A 17,013-nucleotide genomic window follows, 5' to 3' on the forward strand; every position below is an offset into this window, starting at 1 on the left:
GCCATGTCCAGCCTTGTTAACATACTGGTCATAATCGAGGCGGAGATCGCCACTACGCACTTGATTGAGCAGATTATGAAGGCCTGCGGCGAGCACGGCATCGGCCATCGAACGCAGTTTCTTGACCGACTACAAGCCAGTGATATCACAGCGGATAGCATCCCTCTTTTCGTCCGATGCGCAGATCCTTTGGTCTTGTCGTGGACGCAGGCCCTGGTCGACGCAAATCGACCATATGCATATTACATTGACGACAATTTCTGGCGTATCGTTGGGCATACCCCTCTGGCGGCGTACTATCGGCATCCGCTGGTGAGGGCGTCATTAAAGTTTGCGATCTCCCATGCGAAAGCGGTAATTGCCAATTCCGTCGAGTTGGGCCGATTTCTGTCCAGTTTCAGCAATCATGTGACAGTTCTGCCGACCTTTTTCGATTTCTCTCTCATTGAGGGAGTGAAGCCATCCCTCACCGACGAAATGCGGATCGGCTTCGCGGGAAGCCCCTCACGTGTTGACGATCTCGATTTGATATCAAACCTTATTGGGCCAACCCTGGAGAGATTTCCAAAAACAGTGTTCGAATTTGCTGGCGTCCTTCCAAAAGGCGTTGCAGTTGGAGAGCGCGTCCGCTTCTTTCCGCACAATGGCGATTACAATGCGTACATAAGGTTTCAGGCGGAGCGAAACTGGGCGATAGGACTAGCGCCGCTACTGGATCACGAAGCCAATCGTGGCAAAACCGACAACAAATACCGCGAATATGGCGCGTGTCGCATCACCGGAATTTACTCCGACATTCCGCCCTATAGCGATGTTGTGAAGCACTCAGTCACCGGTTTGCTGGTCAACGGCGCCCAATTGTCCTGGTCCGAAGCGCTTACGACCCTTCTTGAGCAACCGGACAAGCGAGCGACTTTGGCAAATGCGGCTTTTGCGGACGTCAAGTCGCGCTATGACGTCTCACATGTTTCTCATCAGTGGGCGGGATTTTTCAAACAGCTTGCCGAGCACCGTTCAGGAGACGCCAAACCTCTCTATCAGAGCAGTCTGAAAGCCAAGAGATTCTGGAGGCGGTTTGAGCGAATAAAGCTTCATCTTACTATAATTTATGAGGAGGGTGGAGTTCCCTTGGTAATTCAACGCATCGTCAGAAAGCTACGGCGATACGGGAAGGCATAAGTCAGGGATGGAGCGTGACGATATAGGCTTGGCCCCCCGAGCTAAGACTTGCCAACTCGATACTGTCCAGTTTTTTCCGTCCGACTGTGCGGATGATTTTCTGAACATAGTCGTCTGAATATCTTCGGTGCAAAAACTGAACGCCATTGATCGTTTCGTAGTTTTCCACGATATCACGTCCGTCGCTCGGCCAAGTCGTGAAGATGCATGTCTTCTTTGCTACGCGAAACAGTTCGCTCACGAACGGCTTGATCTCCGGGATGTGACCAAGCACCTCGAAGGACAGCACGACATCGAACTCCTGATCTCTGAAAACAAGCTCGTAACCGTCGCCATAAAGAAATTGTCCTTGAGGGAAATTTTGTCTCGCTATCTCGAGCATCTTCACGGACGAATCGACGCCTGTGTATCTTGAGGTGACAGGTAGGGTCGTCACAAGCTTCTCGTATACGAGGCCGGTTCCGCAGCCCACTTCCAAAATGGACGTTTGAGCGGTGGCATAGTGAGAGACGATGTCGGCCAATTGTCCGCGATGAGCAATCTCATTGGCGGAATCCTGCCAGATCGCCTGGAGCTCTGTGGCAATATTGCCGATATCCCATTTCTCCCAATCCCTGCTCATTGCACAATTCCTCAGTTCTTGAAGATCGCGCCAGGAAGGCTGTTGCCCGGCCGCAGCACAATCTGGGGTCTATGTTGGCCCGAATTCGAGCGGCGCTCTGGCAGTCACTTCACTACCTTCATCGCCGATCGATAAGGGTTGAAATCGCTACCTATCCAGTATGCCCTTTCTGAGGCGGTGTTTCCAAAGCAAGAACAACGGGTCGGAGCTGCCAAGAACGGATATCGGGCCGTCGTTTCACCATTCATGAAGGCGGTTGTGCGAGGCTCCGTCGGGGAGCTACCCTATCATCCGGTGGTGAAGCATCCGTTCCCCGATGGCACGGCATACTATCCATCGAGGATGTCGCCAACAGCAGCGTGGGAAATAGGGCCAGCAAACTAGGCGCTCGTAGTCGACGCCTTCCCGGATCTATGGAGCTTATGAATGAAAGCGGTGATACTCGCCGGCGGACTCGGTACGCGATTGGCGGAAGAGACGTCTATTCGACCCAAGCCATTGGTGGAAATTGGCGGCCGACCGATTCTTTGGCATATTATGAAGAGCTATTCAGCGCACGGTATAAATGAATTTATAGTTTGTTGCGGTTATAAAGGATATATGATCAAGGAATATTTTGCAAATTACTTCCTGCATATGTGTGACGTAACCTTTGACATTGCGAAAAACCAGATGGTAACTCATCAGAGTCGAGCCGAGGATTGGAGGGTTACGGTTATTGACACTGGAGATAGCACCATGACGGGAGGACGCCTCCGTCGCGTGCGTGAATACATAGGCGATGAGACTTTCTGCTTCACCTATGGCGACGGCGTTGGTGACATAGACATTGCGGCAACCATTGAGTTTCATCGTCACCACGGCAAACTCGCAACGCTTACGGCCGCGACACCGCCCGGCCGCTTCGGCGCGCTTAACCTGGACGGTGATGACGTCAAATCATTTCAGGAAAAACCGAAGGCCGATGGGGGAGTGATCAATGCAGGGTTCTTCGTCTTGGAGCCGCAGGTGATCGACCGCATCTCCGGCGACGCGACGGTTTGGGAGAGGGAGCCCCTCGAGACCCTCGCGTCAGATGGTCAACTTGCTGCCTGGCGCCACAATGGCTTCTGGCAACCCATGGACACGCTACGTGATCGTCACCAGCTCGAGGCGTTGTGGGAGGGCGGCAAGGCGCCATGGCGAGTGTGGCAATGACAGCCGTCAATCCCAACCCGGATTTCTGGGCCGGCAAAAGAGTTCTTGTTACGGGTCACACCGGCTTCAAGGGTAGCTGGATTTGCATCTGGCTTTCGACGATGGGAGCGAGGATCACGGGGCTCTCGTTGGACCCGGACACCACCCCATCGCTCTATGACATCGCTGGAGTGAGCAGGTTCCTTGAGGCAGACTTGCGCTGCGACATTCGCGACGCCGGCAGGCTACGCGACGCAGTTTTGTCCGCAGAGCCCGAAATCGTGCTGCATTTGGCGGCCCAACCGCTGGTGCGCCGCTCATATTCCGACCCGCTTGCGACCTATGCAACGAACGTCATGGGCACCGCGCATCTCCTGGAGGCCGTTCGACATACGCCGTCCGTCAAGGTCGTTGTCAACGTCACCACCGACAAATGCTACGAGAATCGCGAATGGGTTTGGGCCTATCGCGAGGACGAGGCGATGGGAGGTCACGACCCCTATTCGAGCAGCAAAGGCTGCTCCGAACTTGTAACCGCGGCGTACCGCCGTTCGTTCCTGGCCGCGGCGGGCGTTGGCGTCGCGACTGCCCGCGCCGGCAACGTCATAGGTGGCGGAGACTGGTCGGCAGACAGGTTGGTGCCAGATTTTCTACGCGCCATCGATCGCAATGAAACACTCGTCATCCGATCGCCCGAAGCGACTCGTCCTTGGCAACACGTGCTCGAGCCATTGTCTGGCTATCTGTTGGTGGCCGAAGCGTTGTGGCGCGACAATGTCGGCTTCGCCGAAGGCTGGAATTTTGGACCGGACGAGGATGATGCCAAGCCGGTACGCTGGATCGTCGAGACACTGCATGCCTTACTTCCGCAGACGCGCTGGGAGACCTTCGACGGCGAGCGCCCGCACGAGGCAGGCATGCTGACCCTGTCGAGTTCAAAGGCCCGGGCCAGATTGAAATGGCAGCCCCGCTGGAGACTTCGTCGCGCGCTCGAAGCGACGGTTCAATGGCATGACGCCTGGACGCGCGGCCAAGACATGGCTGAGCTGTGTCGGGAACAGATCGGCAGCTATCTGGATAGCCCCGTCCCATGAGCGCGCGTTTTTCCGTCGAGCAAACGCCCCTGACCGGGCTTCTGTTGATTGCGCGGAAGGTCATCGGCGATCATCGCGGCTACTTGGAGCGGTTGTTCTGCACCACCGAGTTTGCCTCTTTCCTCGATGGGCGCAAGATTGCCCAGATCAATCACACGTTGACACGAAACACCGGAGCGGCGCGCGGCATGCATTTTCAGCGTGAGCCCTATCAAGAGACGAAGATCGTGTCGTGTTTGCGCGGCGAGGTCTTCGACGTTGCCGTCGATCTTCGGAAGGGGTCTGCCACATTTGGCAAATGGTATGGCGCTGTTCTAAGCGCCGAAAATCATAGCAGTCTCTACATTCCCGAAGGCTTCGCCCATGGCTTTCAGACGCTATGCAGCGATTGCGAGATGCTCTATTTCCACACGGCTCCCTACGCCGCCGAGGCGGAGGACGCCGTCAACATGCTCGATCCCGCATTCGGCATCGAATGGCCCTTGGCCATCACCGAGCGCTCGGCTCGCGACGAAGGCCATCCTTTCATCACAAGCGCATTCGAGAGTTTGAAGACATGATTTGTAGACACTGCCGTGCACCGGTCACGCAGAGCTTCGTCGACCTAGGCAGCGCGCCCCCTTCGAACGCATACCTAACTGCAGAGGCAATGCGGGGTCCGGAGAAGTGGTTTCCGCTCCACGTTCTCGTTTGCACTCAATGTTGGCTGGTGCAAACAGAGGATTTTGCAAGGTTTGACGAACTGTTTGACCAGGAATATGCGTATTTCTCCAGCTTTTCGGCCTCCTGGCTTAAGCATTCCAAGCACTATTGTGAGGCAATGACTGCACGGTTCGGCCTCAGCGCCGCTAGCCACGTGGTCGAAGTTGCCGCCAATGACGGCTATCTGTTGCAATATTTCAAGGCAGCCGACATTCCATGTCTTGGCATCGAACCTACTGAAAGCACTGCCAGGGCAGCGCGCGAAAAGGGGATCGACATAGTCCAGTCGTTTTTCGGCGAGGCACTCGGTCAAAAGCTAGCGAACGAGGGCCGGGGTGCTGACCTTACCGTCGCGAACAATGTGCTCGCTCACGTGCCGGATATCAATGATTTCGTGAAGGGGTTTGCGAGGATCTTGAAACCGAACGGCGTTTCGACTTTCGAATTTCCTTCCCTGCTCAATCTACGTGATCTCGTCCAGTTCGATACGATTTATCATGAGCATTTCTCCTATCTATCTTTGACCGCAGCAGATCAAATATTCGACGCGAATGGCTTGTCTGTCTTCGATGTCGAAGAGTTGTCGACTCATGGTGGCAGCTTGCGCGTATTCGCGCAGAGGAAAGACACGGGGAAGCACGAAAAACGCGCCTCTGTTGAAGCGATGCTGGAGCGTGAGAGGGCTGCGGGACTCACTTCTCGCGAAGGCTATGCCGGTTTCCAGGCGAGAACCAATCATGCAAAGAACGCGCTGCTTTCATTTCTCATCGCAGCGCGGGACGACGGAAAGAAGGTCGTCGCCTACGGTGCCGCTGCAAAGGGTAACACATTCCTCAACTACGCCGGTATTCGGCCGGACCTGATAAGCGTTGTGGTGGACCTCAATCCTGCCAAGCAGGGGAAGTTCATGCCAGGAAGCAGGATTCCAATCGCCGGCGAAGAAAAGATTCGCGACGAAAAGCCAGACTACATAGTTATCCTTCCATGGAATCTGTCTGAAGAGATAACCAGCCAACTTGCATACGTCCGCGAATGGGGTGCACGCTTTGTGACGTCCATACCTGAACTCAAGGTATTTTGATGCGCGTCGCGGTAACAGGCGCGACAGGCTTTATTGGACGTCATGTCCTGGCCGAACTGTGTCGGCGTGGTCATGAAACGACAGCGTGCGTGCGCGACGCTTCGCGTCTGCCGGATGAATTCCTGCAGATGGGGACGGGAGTCCGGCAGATTGCCATAGGCGCTGGCGACGAGCCTGACTGGCCGAGCTTGGGTTCGCCGGACGTGCTTATCCATCTTGCATGGGATGGATTGCCGAACTACCACTCGCCGCACCATTTTGAGAAAGAGCTGCCGGACCAGTACTCATTCCTCGCTCGGCTCGTAAAGACCGGATTGCCGGCGCTAACTGTGACAGGAACTTGCTTCGAATATGGTATGCAATCTGGTGCTCTCGGTGAGGAGACCATATGCTTACCGAGCAATTGCTACGGATTTGCCAAGAACACCTTATACAAGAAATTGCAATTTCTCTCGGCCAAACATAGCTTTAATCTCGTTTGGGCACGATTATTTTATCTGTATGGTGACGGTCAGTCCTCCAACTCGCTTCTTTCGCAATTGCGTAATGCGGTTGCAGAAAGAAAGAAAGTCTTCGACATGTCCGGCGGTGAGCAGTTACGCGACTATCTGCCGGTGACTACCGTTTCAAGGTTTCTTTGTACACTTGCGACGCTGGGGCAAGACATTGGCCCGATCAACATCTGCTCGGGGAAGCCGATTTCGGTTCGTAGATTGGTTGAGACCTGGATTCGGGAATATGGCTGGAAGATAGAGCTCAACCTTGGCCACTATCCCTATCCAGACTATGAGCCGCTGGCCTTCTGGGGAAAGACCGATAAGCTTTCGACTTTCATCTCAATAGCCGATGCGGTTCAACCCGCTTCGATGGAAGTATCAAAAGCGCCCTGAGCGCAAATACCTTTGCCGCTGCCGTCTATGACGGCTGCAGCGGAGCCTGGGCACTGTGGCAGCCCTGCACCCCAATCCCTTACCCCGCTTCTTTGCAGAAAAATTCTCTGGTGATGCCCCCAACTCCGCGCTATGCGATAGAGGGCGGCGGGTTGAAGATTTGGCACTCTGATAGGTGGCCGGTGGCGGATGACAGTCGATCTGGCGCCACTTTAGCGCTACTATCTTCGCGCCTGGAGTTCAGTACTAGCCAATGACCTCATATGTAGAAGCCGTGTCCGGACTTCGGCCGAAGATACGGCGCGCCATCATCATGCTTCAGGACATCGTCATGGTCCTGATCGCGATGGTGCTCAGCCTGGTGCTGTCGCGGTCGAATCTTTCGTTCGATACGTTCTCACCTACGGGCCTGGCATTCTGGGCGAGCATTGTCGTTCTCAGCCATTTGCTGTTCAGATATTGCGGCCTCTACAACACCGTGTGGCGGTTCGCCTCGACGCCCGACTTCTTCAACATCCTGAAGGGCTGCGCGACCTTGACTGTGCTGCTCTATAGCGCCTCGCTGGCGTTTCGGGCCTTCCAGCCGGTGATCGGCCTCAACGAGCGCCAGTTCATCGTCTTCTTCCTGGTCTCCTTCACCATAATATCGGCGCCCCGGCTCTACTACCGGTTCCTTCGCGACGGCGCGAGCTGGCGCATCCTCGGCCGCGGCACCAACAACAAGCTGGTCAAGCAGGCACTGTTCATCGGCAGGCTGAGCGAGGCCGACGTGATCATCCGTTTCACACGCACGGCGCAGCCGGCCGAATATGCCATCGCCGGCATCATGGCCATCGAGAGCGAGGCGCGGCGGGGCACGCGAATCCAGGGCGTTCCGGTGGTGGCGCTCCGCCCGCGCCTTGTCGAAGTGCTGGAGGAATACGCCAAGGGCACCGAGAATCTCGATCTGTTGATTTTCGGCAACGGCGCCGAACGCGAGATCGAGGAATATTCGGAGCTGGTTCGCGTCGCCCGCCACAGCGGCATTGCCGTCGTTCAGTTCTCCGGCTTCTCGGAGCTCGGGCAGGGCGGCAAGCTGGTCCTCGACGCTGTCGAGATGGAAACGATCCTGCGCCGCTCGACCGTTCCGCCCGACATCGAGCGTATCGGCGCTTTCGTCGGCGGCAAGCGCGTCCTGGTGACGGGGGGTGCCGGCTCCATCGGTCGCATCCTGGTCAAGCGCTCGCTGGAACTCGGCGCCGAGGCCGTTCTGGTCGCCGATATCTCGGAATTCGGCATTTTCCAGCTCGACCAGTCCATCGAGGAAAAGGACCATGATCGGCTGAAATGCCGCATCATCGATGTCACCGACCGGCGCCAGATGACGCGCGTCGTCAGCGAATTCAAGCCGGCCATCATCTTCCATGCCGCGGCGCTGAAGCACGTGCCGCTGCTCGAGGAGAACTGGGAATCGGCCATTCAGACCAACATTTTCGGAACGCTCGCCTGCGCCGAAGTCGCCGCCAAATGCGGGGTGCCGCAGTTCCTGCTGATTTCGAGCGACAAGGCGGTCGACCCCACCTCGGTGCTCGGCATCACCAAAAGGGCGGCCGAGCAGATCGTCAGTTCCTTGCATGGGACGCATGCCACCGGGCTCGGCGGGCGGCGCTCCGGCACCAAATTCATCGCCGTGCGCTTTGGCAACGTGTTTGGCTCCAACGGCTCCGTGGCCACCATCTTCCAGGCGCAGATCGAGGCGGGTGGCCCAGTCACCATCACCGACCGGCGCATGACGCGCTATTTCATGACCGTGGCCGAGGCCGTCGACCTTGTCATCATGTCGGCCGCCGATTCGGAGCGGCGCGAGGGCAAGGACGACTATGCCATCTATATGCTCGACATGGGCAAGCCCGTGCCGATCCTCGAGGTCGCCGAAACCATGATCCGCATGGCCGGCAAGAGCCCCTACTCCGACATTCCGATCCGTTTCACCGGCATCAGGCCCGGCGAGAAGCTGCACGAGACGCTTCAGGGCGAGAACGAGGAGATCGTCAAGCTCGATATTGCCAAGATTTTCGGCCTGCGGACCGATGTCGTGGAATGGCCCAGGATCCAGGCCGCGCTGACGATGCTGCAGGTGGCGATGCGTGACCAGGACAAGGCGGCGGCACTTGCCGTGCTGGCCGGACTGTATCAGGCTGAGAAGCCAATTGAGGGCGCGCGCCAGGAAACCAGACCGAAAACAGTCGGACAAGTCGGCTAGAGCATGATCCCGAAAAATGGGAACCGGTTTTCGGAAAAGATCATGCTCAAACAAGAAAATAGAGCCCCATCCCGATTCTATCGGGATGGAACAGCCTCTAGACTCTGTCGCAGATGGCCGTGATTGGCTATTGAAACCAATCCGATAGCCATTTCGGGCAGTTCAGGTGATTCTAAACCCGTGATCAGACAAGACCAGCGCGTGGCCGTTCTGTTGGGGACGAAGGACGGCGCGGCCTTCCTCGCCGAGCAGCTGGAGTCGCTGCTCGCGCAGTCGCATCCCCACATCGACCTGTGGGTCTCCGACGACGGCTCCACGGACGGCACGACCGATCTGATCCGCGCGTGGCAGGCCCGCTGGCACAAGGGCCGGCTGACCCTGATGGAAGGACCGCGCCGGGGCTTCGCCGCCAATTTCCGTTCGATGATCGTCGATCCGCGCATCGATGCCGACTGCTACGCCTTTTGCGACCAGGACGACGTCTGGGAGCCCGACCGGCTGGAAAGCGCGCTGCGCTGGATCGAGACACTGGATGCGGCGACCCCGCTTCTGTTCTGCTCCAGAACCGCGACCATTTCCGAAACCGGAACCGCCGAAGGCCATTCGCCGCTGTTCGGGCAGCCGCCATCGTTTCGCAATGCCCTCGTACAGAGCATCGCCGGCGGCAACACGATGATGATCAACCGCACCGCGCGTGACCTCCTGGCCAAGGCATCGGCAAGGACGGAGTTCGTCAGCCACGACTGGTGGGCCTACCTGATCGTCACCGCCGCCGGCGGCATTGTCCGCTACGATCCGCGGCCCCTGGTGCGCTACCGCCAGCACGCGGCAAATCTGGTTGGCGCCAATGTCTCCTGGAGGGCAAGGCTTTCCAGGCTCGCGCGCCTGTCCAGGGGCGAGTTTGCCGGCTGGACCGACACCAATCTCGGCGGCCTCGCCGTCAACCGCGATATCCTCACCAAGGATGCGGCGGCCTGCCTCGGCCTGTTCATAAGGGCACGCAAGGGCAATGTGGTTCGCCGCTTGCGCCTGCTGCGCAGGAGCGGCGTCTACCGACAGACGTTGTTGGGAACGCTTGGGCTTTATCTGGCTTTCCTCTGGCGCCGGATCTAGAGCATGAACGCGAAGCGCAGGTCCGCCTCAGCGAAGCGAGCCTTCGATCTGGTGATCGCAGCGCTGATGCTGGTGGCGACGTCGCCCGTCCTGCTGATCGCCATACTGGCCGTCAGAATGTCTTCGCCAGGGCCGGCGCTGTTTTCCCAGGTCCGGGTCGGGCAGGGCGGTGCACCCTTTCGCTGCCACAAGCTGAGAACGATGTACGAGGGAACGCCGTCCTTGCCCACGCATGAGGCGCCGGCAAATGCCGTCACCGCGATAGGCAAGGTTTTGCGCGGGACCAAGATCGACGAGTTGCCGCAGCTCTGGAACGTCCTGAAAGGCGAGATGAGCCTGGTCGGCCCGCGCCCATGCCTGCCCACGCAGACGGAACTGATCGGGCACCGCAGAGAGTTGGGCGTGCTGCAGGCGTTCCCCGGCATAACCGGCCTCGCCCAGGTCAGGGGGATCGACATGTCGGATCCCAAGCTCTGCGCCGAAACCGATGCCGAATATCTGAAGACGGCCTCAATCGGCCTGGATATCCGCATTCTCATCGGCACAATCTACCGGGGCTGAGCGGTACCTGATCTGTGGCGCCGCGCAAGTTCAGCCAGCCGCTCGAGCGTATCGGTCTGTGGCACCCAGCCTTCGGCAACCAGCAGCGACGGATCGCAAATCTGTGTCGCTGTCATCGCGTCCCATGCCTTGCCTTTGCCGAGCAAGGTCGCTGCCGCCCGTATCGGGCCGGCAGGCACGGCAGAGAGCCGCAACGAGAGCCCAAAACCCTGCCGGAAGGCGCCGAGGACTGCCGAGATTGGGAGAGGAGGGAGGTCGCAAGCGACATAGACGGGCCGAAGCGGCTGCGGACGGCTCAACAAATAAACCACAGTCCGCGCTGCCGCTTCGCATGACATCAACGATCGCATGCCGCTAAAGAGCGCAGCGGGCAGCGGCAAATTCACAGGCATGCCACCCAGGCGCATCAGCGTCGCCAGGTTTCCCTTCATGCCTTCGCCATAAACCGGCGGCAGGCGGAGCGCCGTGGTATCGGAGGGCCTGGACGCGTAGGCGTCCAGCGTCCTGATCTCGCCTTCGCGCTTCGAACGCCCATAGGCGCATTGCGGGGCAGGGGGTGTTTTCTCGTCGATGGTGCCGCTGAAGCCGGGACCGGCCACCGCCCGTATCGACGACAAATAGACGAAGCGTCCGCCGGCCTGCACGGCGGCAGCACGCGCCAGCCGTCCGGTCAGATCCGCGTTGGCACTCAGATAGTCGGCCTCGCTTGCATCGCGGTCATTGTTCAGGGCGGCGCAGTGAACGACATGCCTGACGTCCTGCGTGATGGCCGTGAACGCCGCGGCCGGCGCATCTGGGGCCGGCAGCAGGACGGCATCGCTTGCCGGCTCGGGATGGCGGGAGGCGATCCGCACCTCGAACCCGGCTTCGCGGAGTTGTTGCACGACCTGGCGCCCTATTAACCCCGTCGCGCCTGTGACCAGCACTTTCATGGCCTCGTCCGAAAACCGTCAGCCAACTGCCGATGCTTCCGGCAATGGCTGCCGACGCCCCGAGGCAAGATATGTCCCGCAGACCAGGAACACCATCAAGGTCGAATCGAGAATGTCATGGCCGACCAGGATGCCGGTCAGCCCGCCGATCAGATAGGTGATCACGGTGACGACGAGCATCGTTGCGCCGAAGCGCTCGAGCGGATCGGCGCTGATGCGCAGCACCCTGGCCGCATTTCTGGCGGCAACCACGAATATCCCAGCCAGCGCGACGGCGCCCAGAATTCCAGCCTCTACCATGACCGTCAGGAAGCCGTTGTGGAAATGGCTGAAGCCGCGGTCCATGCCGAACTGGTCCTGGAAACCCTGATGCATGAGGTCACGGCTGGCGGCGATGCCATGTCCGAAAATCGGCATCTCGCGGAATGCGCCAAGGCCGATCTGCCAAAGCGCCACGCGCAACCCGAGTGCCGTCGAGTGGTCGCCCTTGGTGTTCAGCGCATCCCAGTCGCTGAACAGGAAATCGGCGCGCTCCACTATGATGGGAAAGCCGACCGCCGCGATCACCAGACCGATCCCGGCGGCGATCAGCAGCAGGCGCATGGAATTCTTGCCGGTGAGCTTGCGCCGGTTGATCAGAAGCACGACAATGCCGGCGATCAGCATGGCCAGCCAGATGATGCGCGAACCCGAACAGACAATCGCAACAGCGCCGGCCAGCGCCGCCAAGATCAACGGCTTCCACGCCCTCTCTATGCCCGACAGGGCGCCGGCCAGGCACATCATGACGCTGAGACAGGCGACGGTCGCGAATACGATCGCATTTCCCGCCCCGCCTTCAGCCCTCATGCCAAGCCAGTAATATTGCACGATGGCCAAAGCCAGGGCGCCAAAACATGCCGCCATGCTGGCCAGCACGACAATGCGCGCAAGGGTGGCTTTTTCGGTAATGCTCCAGGTCGAGTAGGAGAGGGGGAAAAACAGCAAGGTTATCAGCGGCAGGAAATAGACCGCGTCGGCCCTGAGCGTATTGTTGACGATCGAAGCGAGGATCATCGCGGCGCAATAGGCATAGATCGCCACGGTCATCGCCAGCATCGGCCGGTCGATATTGAAGCGCCGCCGCTTCACGGCGAGCAGCAGGACGGACCACAGGGCGCCGCCGCTGAACACGAAGCTGACCACCGACCCCAGAACCGGCGGAGAAAAGAAGCAGACGATCGAGAAGTAGATGTTGATCTGCGAAGGCGTGAAGTGACGTCGTATGGATGAAAGCCGGTTCAATGCTCTGGTTCACAATTGCGGGGGTTGGGGGACGCTGCTTTCTGGTGGCAGCAAACAAGATCACCTTCGAAATCCAGGCGCCGCAAGGCGGCCGCCGGCCCATCTTCTGCGTCCGGTATAGCGGCTGGGTCCGATTTTCGATAGTGCGGCGAGGCCCGGCTCCTGATCAAAAATCACCGGCATGGCCGTTACGCCCCCGTGACACCTCCTGCCGCCGGGCGGCATCTTGCGGCGGCAATAGTTTTTCGCTGCCTTTCAGGCCTATCAACTCGTTAGGCAGGAATTTCCGGTTTTTAAGCTTTGCGTGGAAAATTCATTCTCTATCCGCCCGGTAGCGGACCTCTCTTGCATTGTTCCCGGCAATGGCGATCTGCTAGAACGCCGGCACGAAATCATAATGTCCAGACGTGAAGCTTGAACCGGGCTGTTGAAAAACTGTGCCTGATGCGTCGATGCAAGGTCTGGATGGCACGAGAGAACGCTCACAGTCCATGAACATCGCACTAACGCACCTGCAGCGGCTTGAGGCCGAATCCATCCACATCTTCCGCGAGGTTGCGGCGGCCTTCAGCAAGCCGGTCATGCTCTATTCGGTGGGCAAGGATTCCTCGGTGCTGATGCATCTGGCAATGAAGGCGTTCTATCCCGCCAAGCCGCCTTTCCCGTTTCTGCATGTCGACACGACCTGGAAGTTCCGCGAAATGATCACCTTTCGTGATCAGATGGCGCAGAAGCTCGGTTTCGACCTTCTGGTCCATGTCAACGAAGATGGGGTGCGCGACAACATCAATCCCTTCGATCATGGCTCCAACACCCACACCCATGTGATGAAGACCGTGGCGCTGCGTCAGGCGCTCGACAAATACGGTTTTGACGCCGCCTTCGGCGGCGCCCGCCGCGACGAGGAGAAGTCGCGCGCCAAGGAGCGCATCTTTTCCTTCCGCAACGCCCAGCACGCCTGGGATCCGAAGAACCAGCGACCGGAAATGTGGAAGATATTCAACACCCGCATCGCAGCCGGGGAATCGATCCGCGTGTTTCCGTTGTCGAACTGGACCGAGCTCGACATCTGGCAGTACATTCTGCAGGAAAACATCCCGATCGTGCCGCTCTATTTCGCCAAGGAGCGCCCGGTCGTCGAGCGCGACGGCATGCTTATTTTGAAAGACGACGAGCGCATGCAGTTGCGACCGGGCGAAACGGTGGAGAACCGGCTTGTGCGCTTCCGCACCCTTGGCTGCTATCCGCTGACCGGCGCCATCGAATCCGACGCCGACACACTTGAGGCCATTGTTGGCGAGATGCTGACGGCGCGCACCTCCGAGCGCCAGGGCCGCCTCATCGACCGCGATGAAGCCGGCTCGATGGAAAAGAAGAAGCGCGAAGGGTATTTCTGAGCATGCGCCACATCCTGGCCAAGAGCCTCGCCCCGACCGACAGCATCCGCGAATACATGGCGGCGCAGGAGAAGAAGTCGCTGCTGCGCTTCCTCACCTGCGGCTCCGTCGATGACGGCAAGTCGACCCTGATCGGCCGCCTGCTGTCGGACACCAAGCAGATTTTCGAGGACCAGCTCGCCGCGCTCGAGCGCGATTCGCGCAAGCACGGCACCACTGGCGACGACATCGACTTCGCGCTTCTGGTCGACGGCCTCGAGGCCGAGCGCGAGCAGGGCATCACCATCGATGTCGCCTATCGCTTCTTCGCCACGCCGAAGCGCAAGTTCATTGTTGCCGACACGCCCGGCCACGAACAGTACACGCGCAACATGGCGACCGGCGCATCGACTGCCGATCTCGCCATCGTGCTGATCGACGCCCGCCAGGGCGTGCTGCGCCAGACCAGGCGCCATTCGATCATCGCCTCGCTGCTCGGCATCCGCCACATCGTGCTCGCCGTCAACAAGATCGACCTCGTCGGTTTCGACCATGGCGTCTTCGATCGGATCGTCGAAGACTACAGGCAGTTCTCGCAGGAACTCGGCTTCCAGACGGTCATGCCGATCCCGATGTCCGCCCGCTACGGTGACAACGTCACCGGCCGCTCCGACAAGACGAAATGGTATTCCGGCCCGACGCTGATCGAGCATCTCGAAAATGTGTCGGTCGACGAAGCTGCCGCCGAGCTGCCGTTCCGTTTCCCGGTGCAGTATGTCAACCGCCCCAATCTCGACTTCCGCGGCTTTGCCGGCACCATCGCGTCCGGCACGGTTGCACAGGGTGACGAGGTCGTCGTCGCCAAATCCGGAAAATCCTCGCGCGTCAGGCGCATCGTCGCGCATGGCGGCGATCTCAGCCAGGCGGTTGCCGGCCAAGCCATCACCTTGGTTCTCGACGACGAGGTCGAGGTCTCGCGTGGCAACATGCTGGTGTCGCCGGCAGCCAGACCGCAGGTCGCCGATCAGTTCGCCGCCAACATCGTCTGGTTCGACGAACACGCTCTGCTGCCAGGCCGCTCCTACATCCTGCGCACCGAGACCGACCAGACCAGCGCCACCGTCACCGACCTGAAGTACCGCGTCAACGTCAACGACTTTGCCCATGAGGCGGCGAAGTCGCTGGAGATGAACGAAGTCGGTATCTGCAACATCTCGACCCGGTCGCCGATCGCCTTCGACACCTTTGGCGAGAACCGCACCACCGGCGCCTTCATCCTGATCGACCGCATCACCAACGCCACGGTCGGCGCCGGCATGATCCTGCATTCGCTGCGCCGCGCCGAAAACATCCACTGGCAGTCGCTCGATGTCGGCAAGCATGGCCGCTCCGACCTGAAGAACCAGCGCCCCGCCGTGTTCTGGTTCACCGGGCTTTCCGGCTCGGGCAAGTCGACCATCGCCAATCTGTTCGAGAAAAAGCTCTTCGCCTCGGGCCGCCACACCTACATCCTTGACGGCGACAATGTCCGCCACGGCCTCAACCGCGATCTCGGCTTCACCGATGCCGACCGCGTCGAAAACATCCGCCGTGTCGCCGAAGTGGCGCGCCTGATGGCCGACGCCGGGCTGATCGTCATCGTATCCTTCATTTCCCCGTTCAGCGCCGAGCGGCGCATGGCGCGCGAATTGATGGCCGATGGCGAATTCATCGAGGTGTTCGTCGACACGCCGTTCGAGGAATGCGCCAGGCGCGATCCGAAGGGCCTCTATGCGCGGGCGCTGAATGGCGAGATCAAGAATTTCACCGGCGTCGATTCACCGTATGAAGCTCCGGAAAAACCCGAAATCCATCTCGAGACACTCGGCAAATCTGCCGAGGAGATGGTAGAGGCCCTGGAACTCTGGCTGAACGAGCGCGACATTGCCGAAGATCAATACGACAACGGCGGCGGTATCTGACGACGAGGCGATGCTCGGCGTATTCGAGCGCCTTGCGCTGGAGGCCGGTCGCGAGGTCATGCGCGTCTTTCACGAGGGCTGCGCGGTCGATCGCAAGTCCGACAGTTCACCGGTGACCGAAGCCGATCGCGAGAGCGAGAAGATCATCCTCGCCGGCCTGCGCGCCGCATTTCCAGAAATTCCATGCGTGGCCGAGGAGGAAGCCTCGGCCGGAGTCATGCCGAGCGATCTCGGTGATGCCTTCTTCCTGATCGATCCACTCGACGGCACCAAGGAATTCGTCAACCGCAGGACCGATTTCACCGTCAACATCGCGCTGGTTCGCCATGGCGTGCCCGAAGTCGGCGTCGTCTTCGCGCCCTGCACCGGGCGCTTCTTCTCGGGACGGCCGGGCAGGGCGGAAACAATTGAAGTCGATGGCGATTTTCGCATCGTCGGCCGCCGGCCGATTTCTGCGCGAGTGGTCGCCGAGCCGCCTGCCGTCGTTGCCAGCCGCTCCCACAACACGCCGGAAACCGACGCCTTCATCCGTGATCTCGGCGCAGCCGAGATCGTCTCGGTCGGTTCGTCACTGAAATTCTGCCTCGTCGCGGCAGCCGAGGCCGATATCTATCCGCGCTTCGGCCGCACCATGGAATGGGACACGGCGGCCGGCGACGCGGTGCTGCGCGCTGCAGGCGGCGTGACGCGGACGCTGGACGGCAAGCCGCTGGCTTACGGCAAGCGCAAGCAGGCTGACGACGCGGATTTCGCCAACCCGCATTTCATCGCCAGCGGGAAGAGCGTCGGCGCAGCCTGAC

Annotated in this window: 15 protein-coding genes; 12 read left to right on the plus strand and 3 right to left on the minus strand. The window is 59.5% G+C overall.

The genetic code is table 11. The features are described from left to right. Positions 1-3 precede the first annotated feature (3 nt). The gene (locus tag A6B35_RS12130) at positions 4-1,179 is read left to right on the plus strand and encodes a glycosyltransferase family protein (protein ID WP_006206288.1); all 1,176 of its coding nucleotides are present in this window, start codon (positions 4-6) and stop codon (positions 1,177-1,179) included. A 1-nt stretch (position 1,180) separates the two neighbouring features. On the opposite strand, the gene A6B35_RS12135 is transcribed toward A6B35_RS12130, so the two are convergent. Beyond that, the gene (locus A6B35_RS12135; protein ID WP_006206287.1) at positions 1,181-1,801 is read right to left on the minus strand and encodes a class I SAM-dependent methyltransferase; all 621 of its coding nucleotides are present in this window, start codon (positions 1,799-1,801) and stop codon (positions 1,181-1,183) included. A 426-nt stretch (positions 1,802-2,227) separates the two neighbouring features. Between A6B35_RS12135 and rfbF the strand changes: the two genes are divergently transcribed. From rfbF to A6B35_RS12175, 8 genes are all read left to right on the plus strand, one after another. After that, positions 2,228-2,998, plus strand: coding sequence for a glucose-1-phosphate cytidylyltransferase (gene rfbF / locus A6B35_RS12140; RefSeq protein WP_006206286.1), 771 nt, complete (start codon positions 2,228-2,230; stop codon positions 2,996-2,998). Continuing rightward, on the plus strand, positions 2,995-4,071 hold the full coding sequence (gene rfbG, locus A6B35_RS12145) for a CDP-glucose 4,6-dehydratase (RefSeq protein WP_006206285.1): 1,077 nt from the start codon (positions 2,995-2,997) through the stop codon (positions 4,069-4,071). Before rfbF ends, rfbG begins: the two co-directional genes overlap by 4 nt. Further along, a complete protein-coding gene (locus A6B35_RS12150) occupies positions 4,068-4,631 on the plus strand; it encodes a dTDP-4-dehydrorhamnose 3,5-epimerase family protein (protein ID WP_006206284.1) in 564 nt (187 codons plus the stop codon). Before rfbG ends, A6B35_RS12150 begins: the two co-directional genes overlap by 4 nt. Continuing rightward, positions 4,628-5,854 (plus strand): class I SAM-dependent methyltransferase, encoded by a 1,227-nt coding sequence (locus tag A6B35_RS12155; protein WP_006206283.1) that lies wholly within the window; start codon positions 4,628-4,630, stop codon positions 5,852-5,854. The genes A6B35_RS12150 and A6B35_RS12155 overlap by 4 nt, the downstream gene beginning before the upstream one ends. Further along, positions 5,854-6,744, plus strand: a complete 891-nt coding sequence (locus tag A6B35_RS12160) for an NAD-dependent epimerase/dehydratase family protein (RefSeq protein WP_040584173.1) — start codon at positions 5,854-5,856, stop codon at positions 6,742-6,744. Before A6B35_RS12155 ends, A6B35_RS12160 begins: the two co-directional genes overlap by 1 nt. A gap of 253 nt (positions 6,745-6,997) precedes the next feature. Beyond that, positions 6,998-8,986: a nucleoside-diphosphate sugar epimerase/dehydratase gene (locus tag A6B35_RS12165; protein WP_006206281.1), complete on the plus strand. Its 1,989-nt coding sequence runs from the start codon at positions 6,998-7,000 to the stop codon at positions 8,984-8,986. A 180-nt stretch (positions 8,987-9,166) separates the two neighbouring features. Then, positions 9,167-10,099 (plus strand): glycosyltransferase family 2 protein, encoded by a 933-nt coding sequence (locus tag A6B35_RS12170; protein ID WP_040584171.1) that lies wholly within the window; start codon positions 9,167-9,169, stop codon positions 10,097-10,099. Between the two features lie 3 nt (positions 10,100-10,102). Beyond that, positions 10,103-10,660, plus strand: a complete 558-nt coding sequence (locus tag A6B35_RS12175; RefSeq protein WP_006206279.1) for a sugar transferase — start codon at positions 10,103-10,105, stop codon at positions 10,658-10,660. On the opposite strand, the gene A6B35_RS12180 is transcribed toward A6B35_RS12175, so the two are convergent. Both A6B35_RS12180 and A6B35_RS12185 read right to left on the minus strand, forming a co-directional pair. Continuing rightward, a complete protein-coding gene (locus tag A6B35_RS12180; protein WP_006206278.1) occupies positions 10,648-11,592 on the minus strand; it encodes an NAD-dependent epimerase/dehydratase family protein in 945 nt (314 codons plus the stop codon). The two genes, A6B35_RS12175 and A6B35_RS12180, sit on opposite strands and share 13 nt — an antisense overlap. Before the next feature lie 18 nt (positions 11,593-11,610). Continuing rightward, the gene (locus A6B35_RS12185; RefSeq protein WP_006206277.1) at positions 11,611-12,876 is read right to left on the minus strand and encodes an O-antigen ligase family protein; all 1,266 of its coding nucleotides are present in this window, start codon (positions 12,874-12,876) and stop codon (positions 11,611-11,613) included. A gap of 491 nt (positions 12,877-13,367) precedes the next feature. Between A6B35_RS12185 and cysD the strand changes: the two genes are divergently transcribed. Genes cysD through cysQ form a run of 3 tightly spaced genes read left to right on the plus strand, consistent with a single transcriptional unit; the run spans position 13,368 to position 17,012 of the window. Further along, entirely contained in the window at positions 13,368-14,273 is a 906-nt protein-coding gene (gene cysD / locus A6B35_RS12190) for a sulfate adenylyltransferase subunit CysD (protein ID WP_006206275.1), read from the plus strand. Positions 14,274-14,275: 2 nt separating this feature from the next. Continuing rightward, positions 14,276-16,213 (plus strand): sulfate adenylyltransferase subunit CysN, encoded by a 1,938-nt coding sequence (cysN, locus tag A6B35_RS12195; protein ID WP_006206273.1) that lies wholly within the window; start codon positions 14,276-14,278, stop codon positions 16,211-16,213. 10 nt (positions 16,214-16,223) lie between these two features. Then, positions 16,224-17,012, plus strand: a complete 789-nt coding sequence (gene cysQ, locus A6B35_RS12200; RefSeq protein ID WP_006206272.1) for a 3'(2'),5'-bisphosphate nucleotidase CysQ — start codon at positions 16,224-16,226, stop codon at positions 17,010-17,012. The last annotated feature ends 1 nt before the right edge of the window (position 17,013 follow it).

This window comes from Mesorhizobium amorphae CCNWGS0123, assembly GCF_001686985.1.
GTDB lineage: Bacteria > Pseudomonadota > Alphaproteobacteria > Rhizobiales > Rhizobiaceae > Mesorhizobium > Mesorhizobium amorphae.

Coding starts and splice junctions, on each gene's coding strand:
- A6B35_RS12130 (WP_006206288.1), top strand. CDS start 4: ATGTCCAGCCTTGTTAACATACTGGTCATAATCGAGGCGGAGATCGCC.
- A6B35_RS12135 (WP_006206287.1), bottom strand. CDS start 1,801: ATGAGCAGGGATTGGGAGAAATGGGATATCGGCAATATTGCCACAGAG.
- rfbF (WP_006206286.1), top strand. CDS start 2,228: ATGAAAGCGGTGATACTCGCCGGCGGACTCGGTACGCGATTGGCGGAA.
- rfbG (WP_006206285.1), top strand. CDS start 2,995: ATGACAGCCGTCAATCCCAACCCGGATTTCTGGGCCGGCAAAAGAGTT.
- A6B35_RS12150 (WP_006206284.1), top strand. CDS start 4,068: ATGAGCGCGCGTTTTTCCGTCGAGCAAACGCCCCTGACCGGGCTTCTG.
- A6B35_RS12155 (WP_006206283.1), top strand. CDS start 4,628: ATGATTTGTAGACACTGCCGTGCACCGGTCACGCAGAGCTTCGTCGAC.
- A6B35_RS12160 (WP_040584173.1), top strand. CDS start 5,854: ATGCGCGTCGCGGTAACAGGCGCGACAGGCTTTATTGGACGTCATGTC.
- A6B35_RS12165 (WP_006206281.1), top strand. CDS start 6,998: ATGACCTCATATGTAGAAGCCGTGTCCGGACTTCGGCCGAAGATACGG.
- A6B35_RS12175 (WP_006206279.1), top strand. CDS start 10,103: ATGAACGCGAAGCGCAGGTCCGCCTCAGCGAAGCGAGCCTTCGATCTG.
- A6B35_RS12180 (WP_006206278.1), bottom strand. CDS start 11,592: ATGAAAGTGCTGGTCACAGGCGCGACGGGGTTAATAGGGCGCCAGGTC.
- cysD (WP_006206275.1), top strand. CDS start 13,368: ATGAACATCGCACTAACGCACCTGCAGCGGCTTGAGGCCGAATCCATC.
- cysN (WP_006206273.1), top strand. CDS start 14,276: ATGCGCCACATCCTGGCCAAGAGCCTCGCCCCGACCGACAGCATCCGC.
- cysQ (WP_006206272.1), top strand. CDS start 16,224: ATGCTCGGCGTATTCGAGCGCCTTGCGCTGGAGGCCGGTCGCGAGGTC.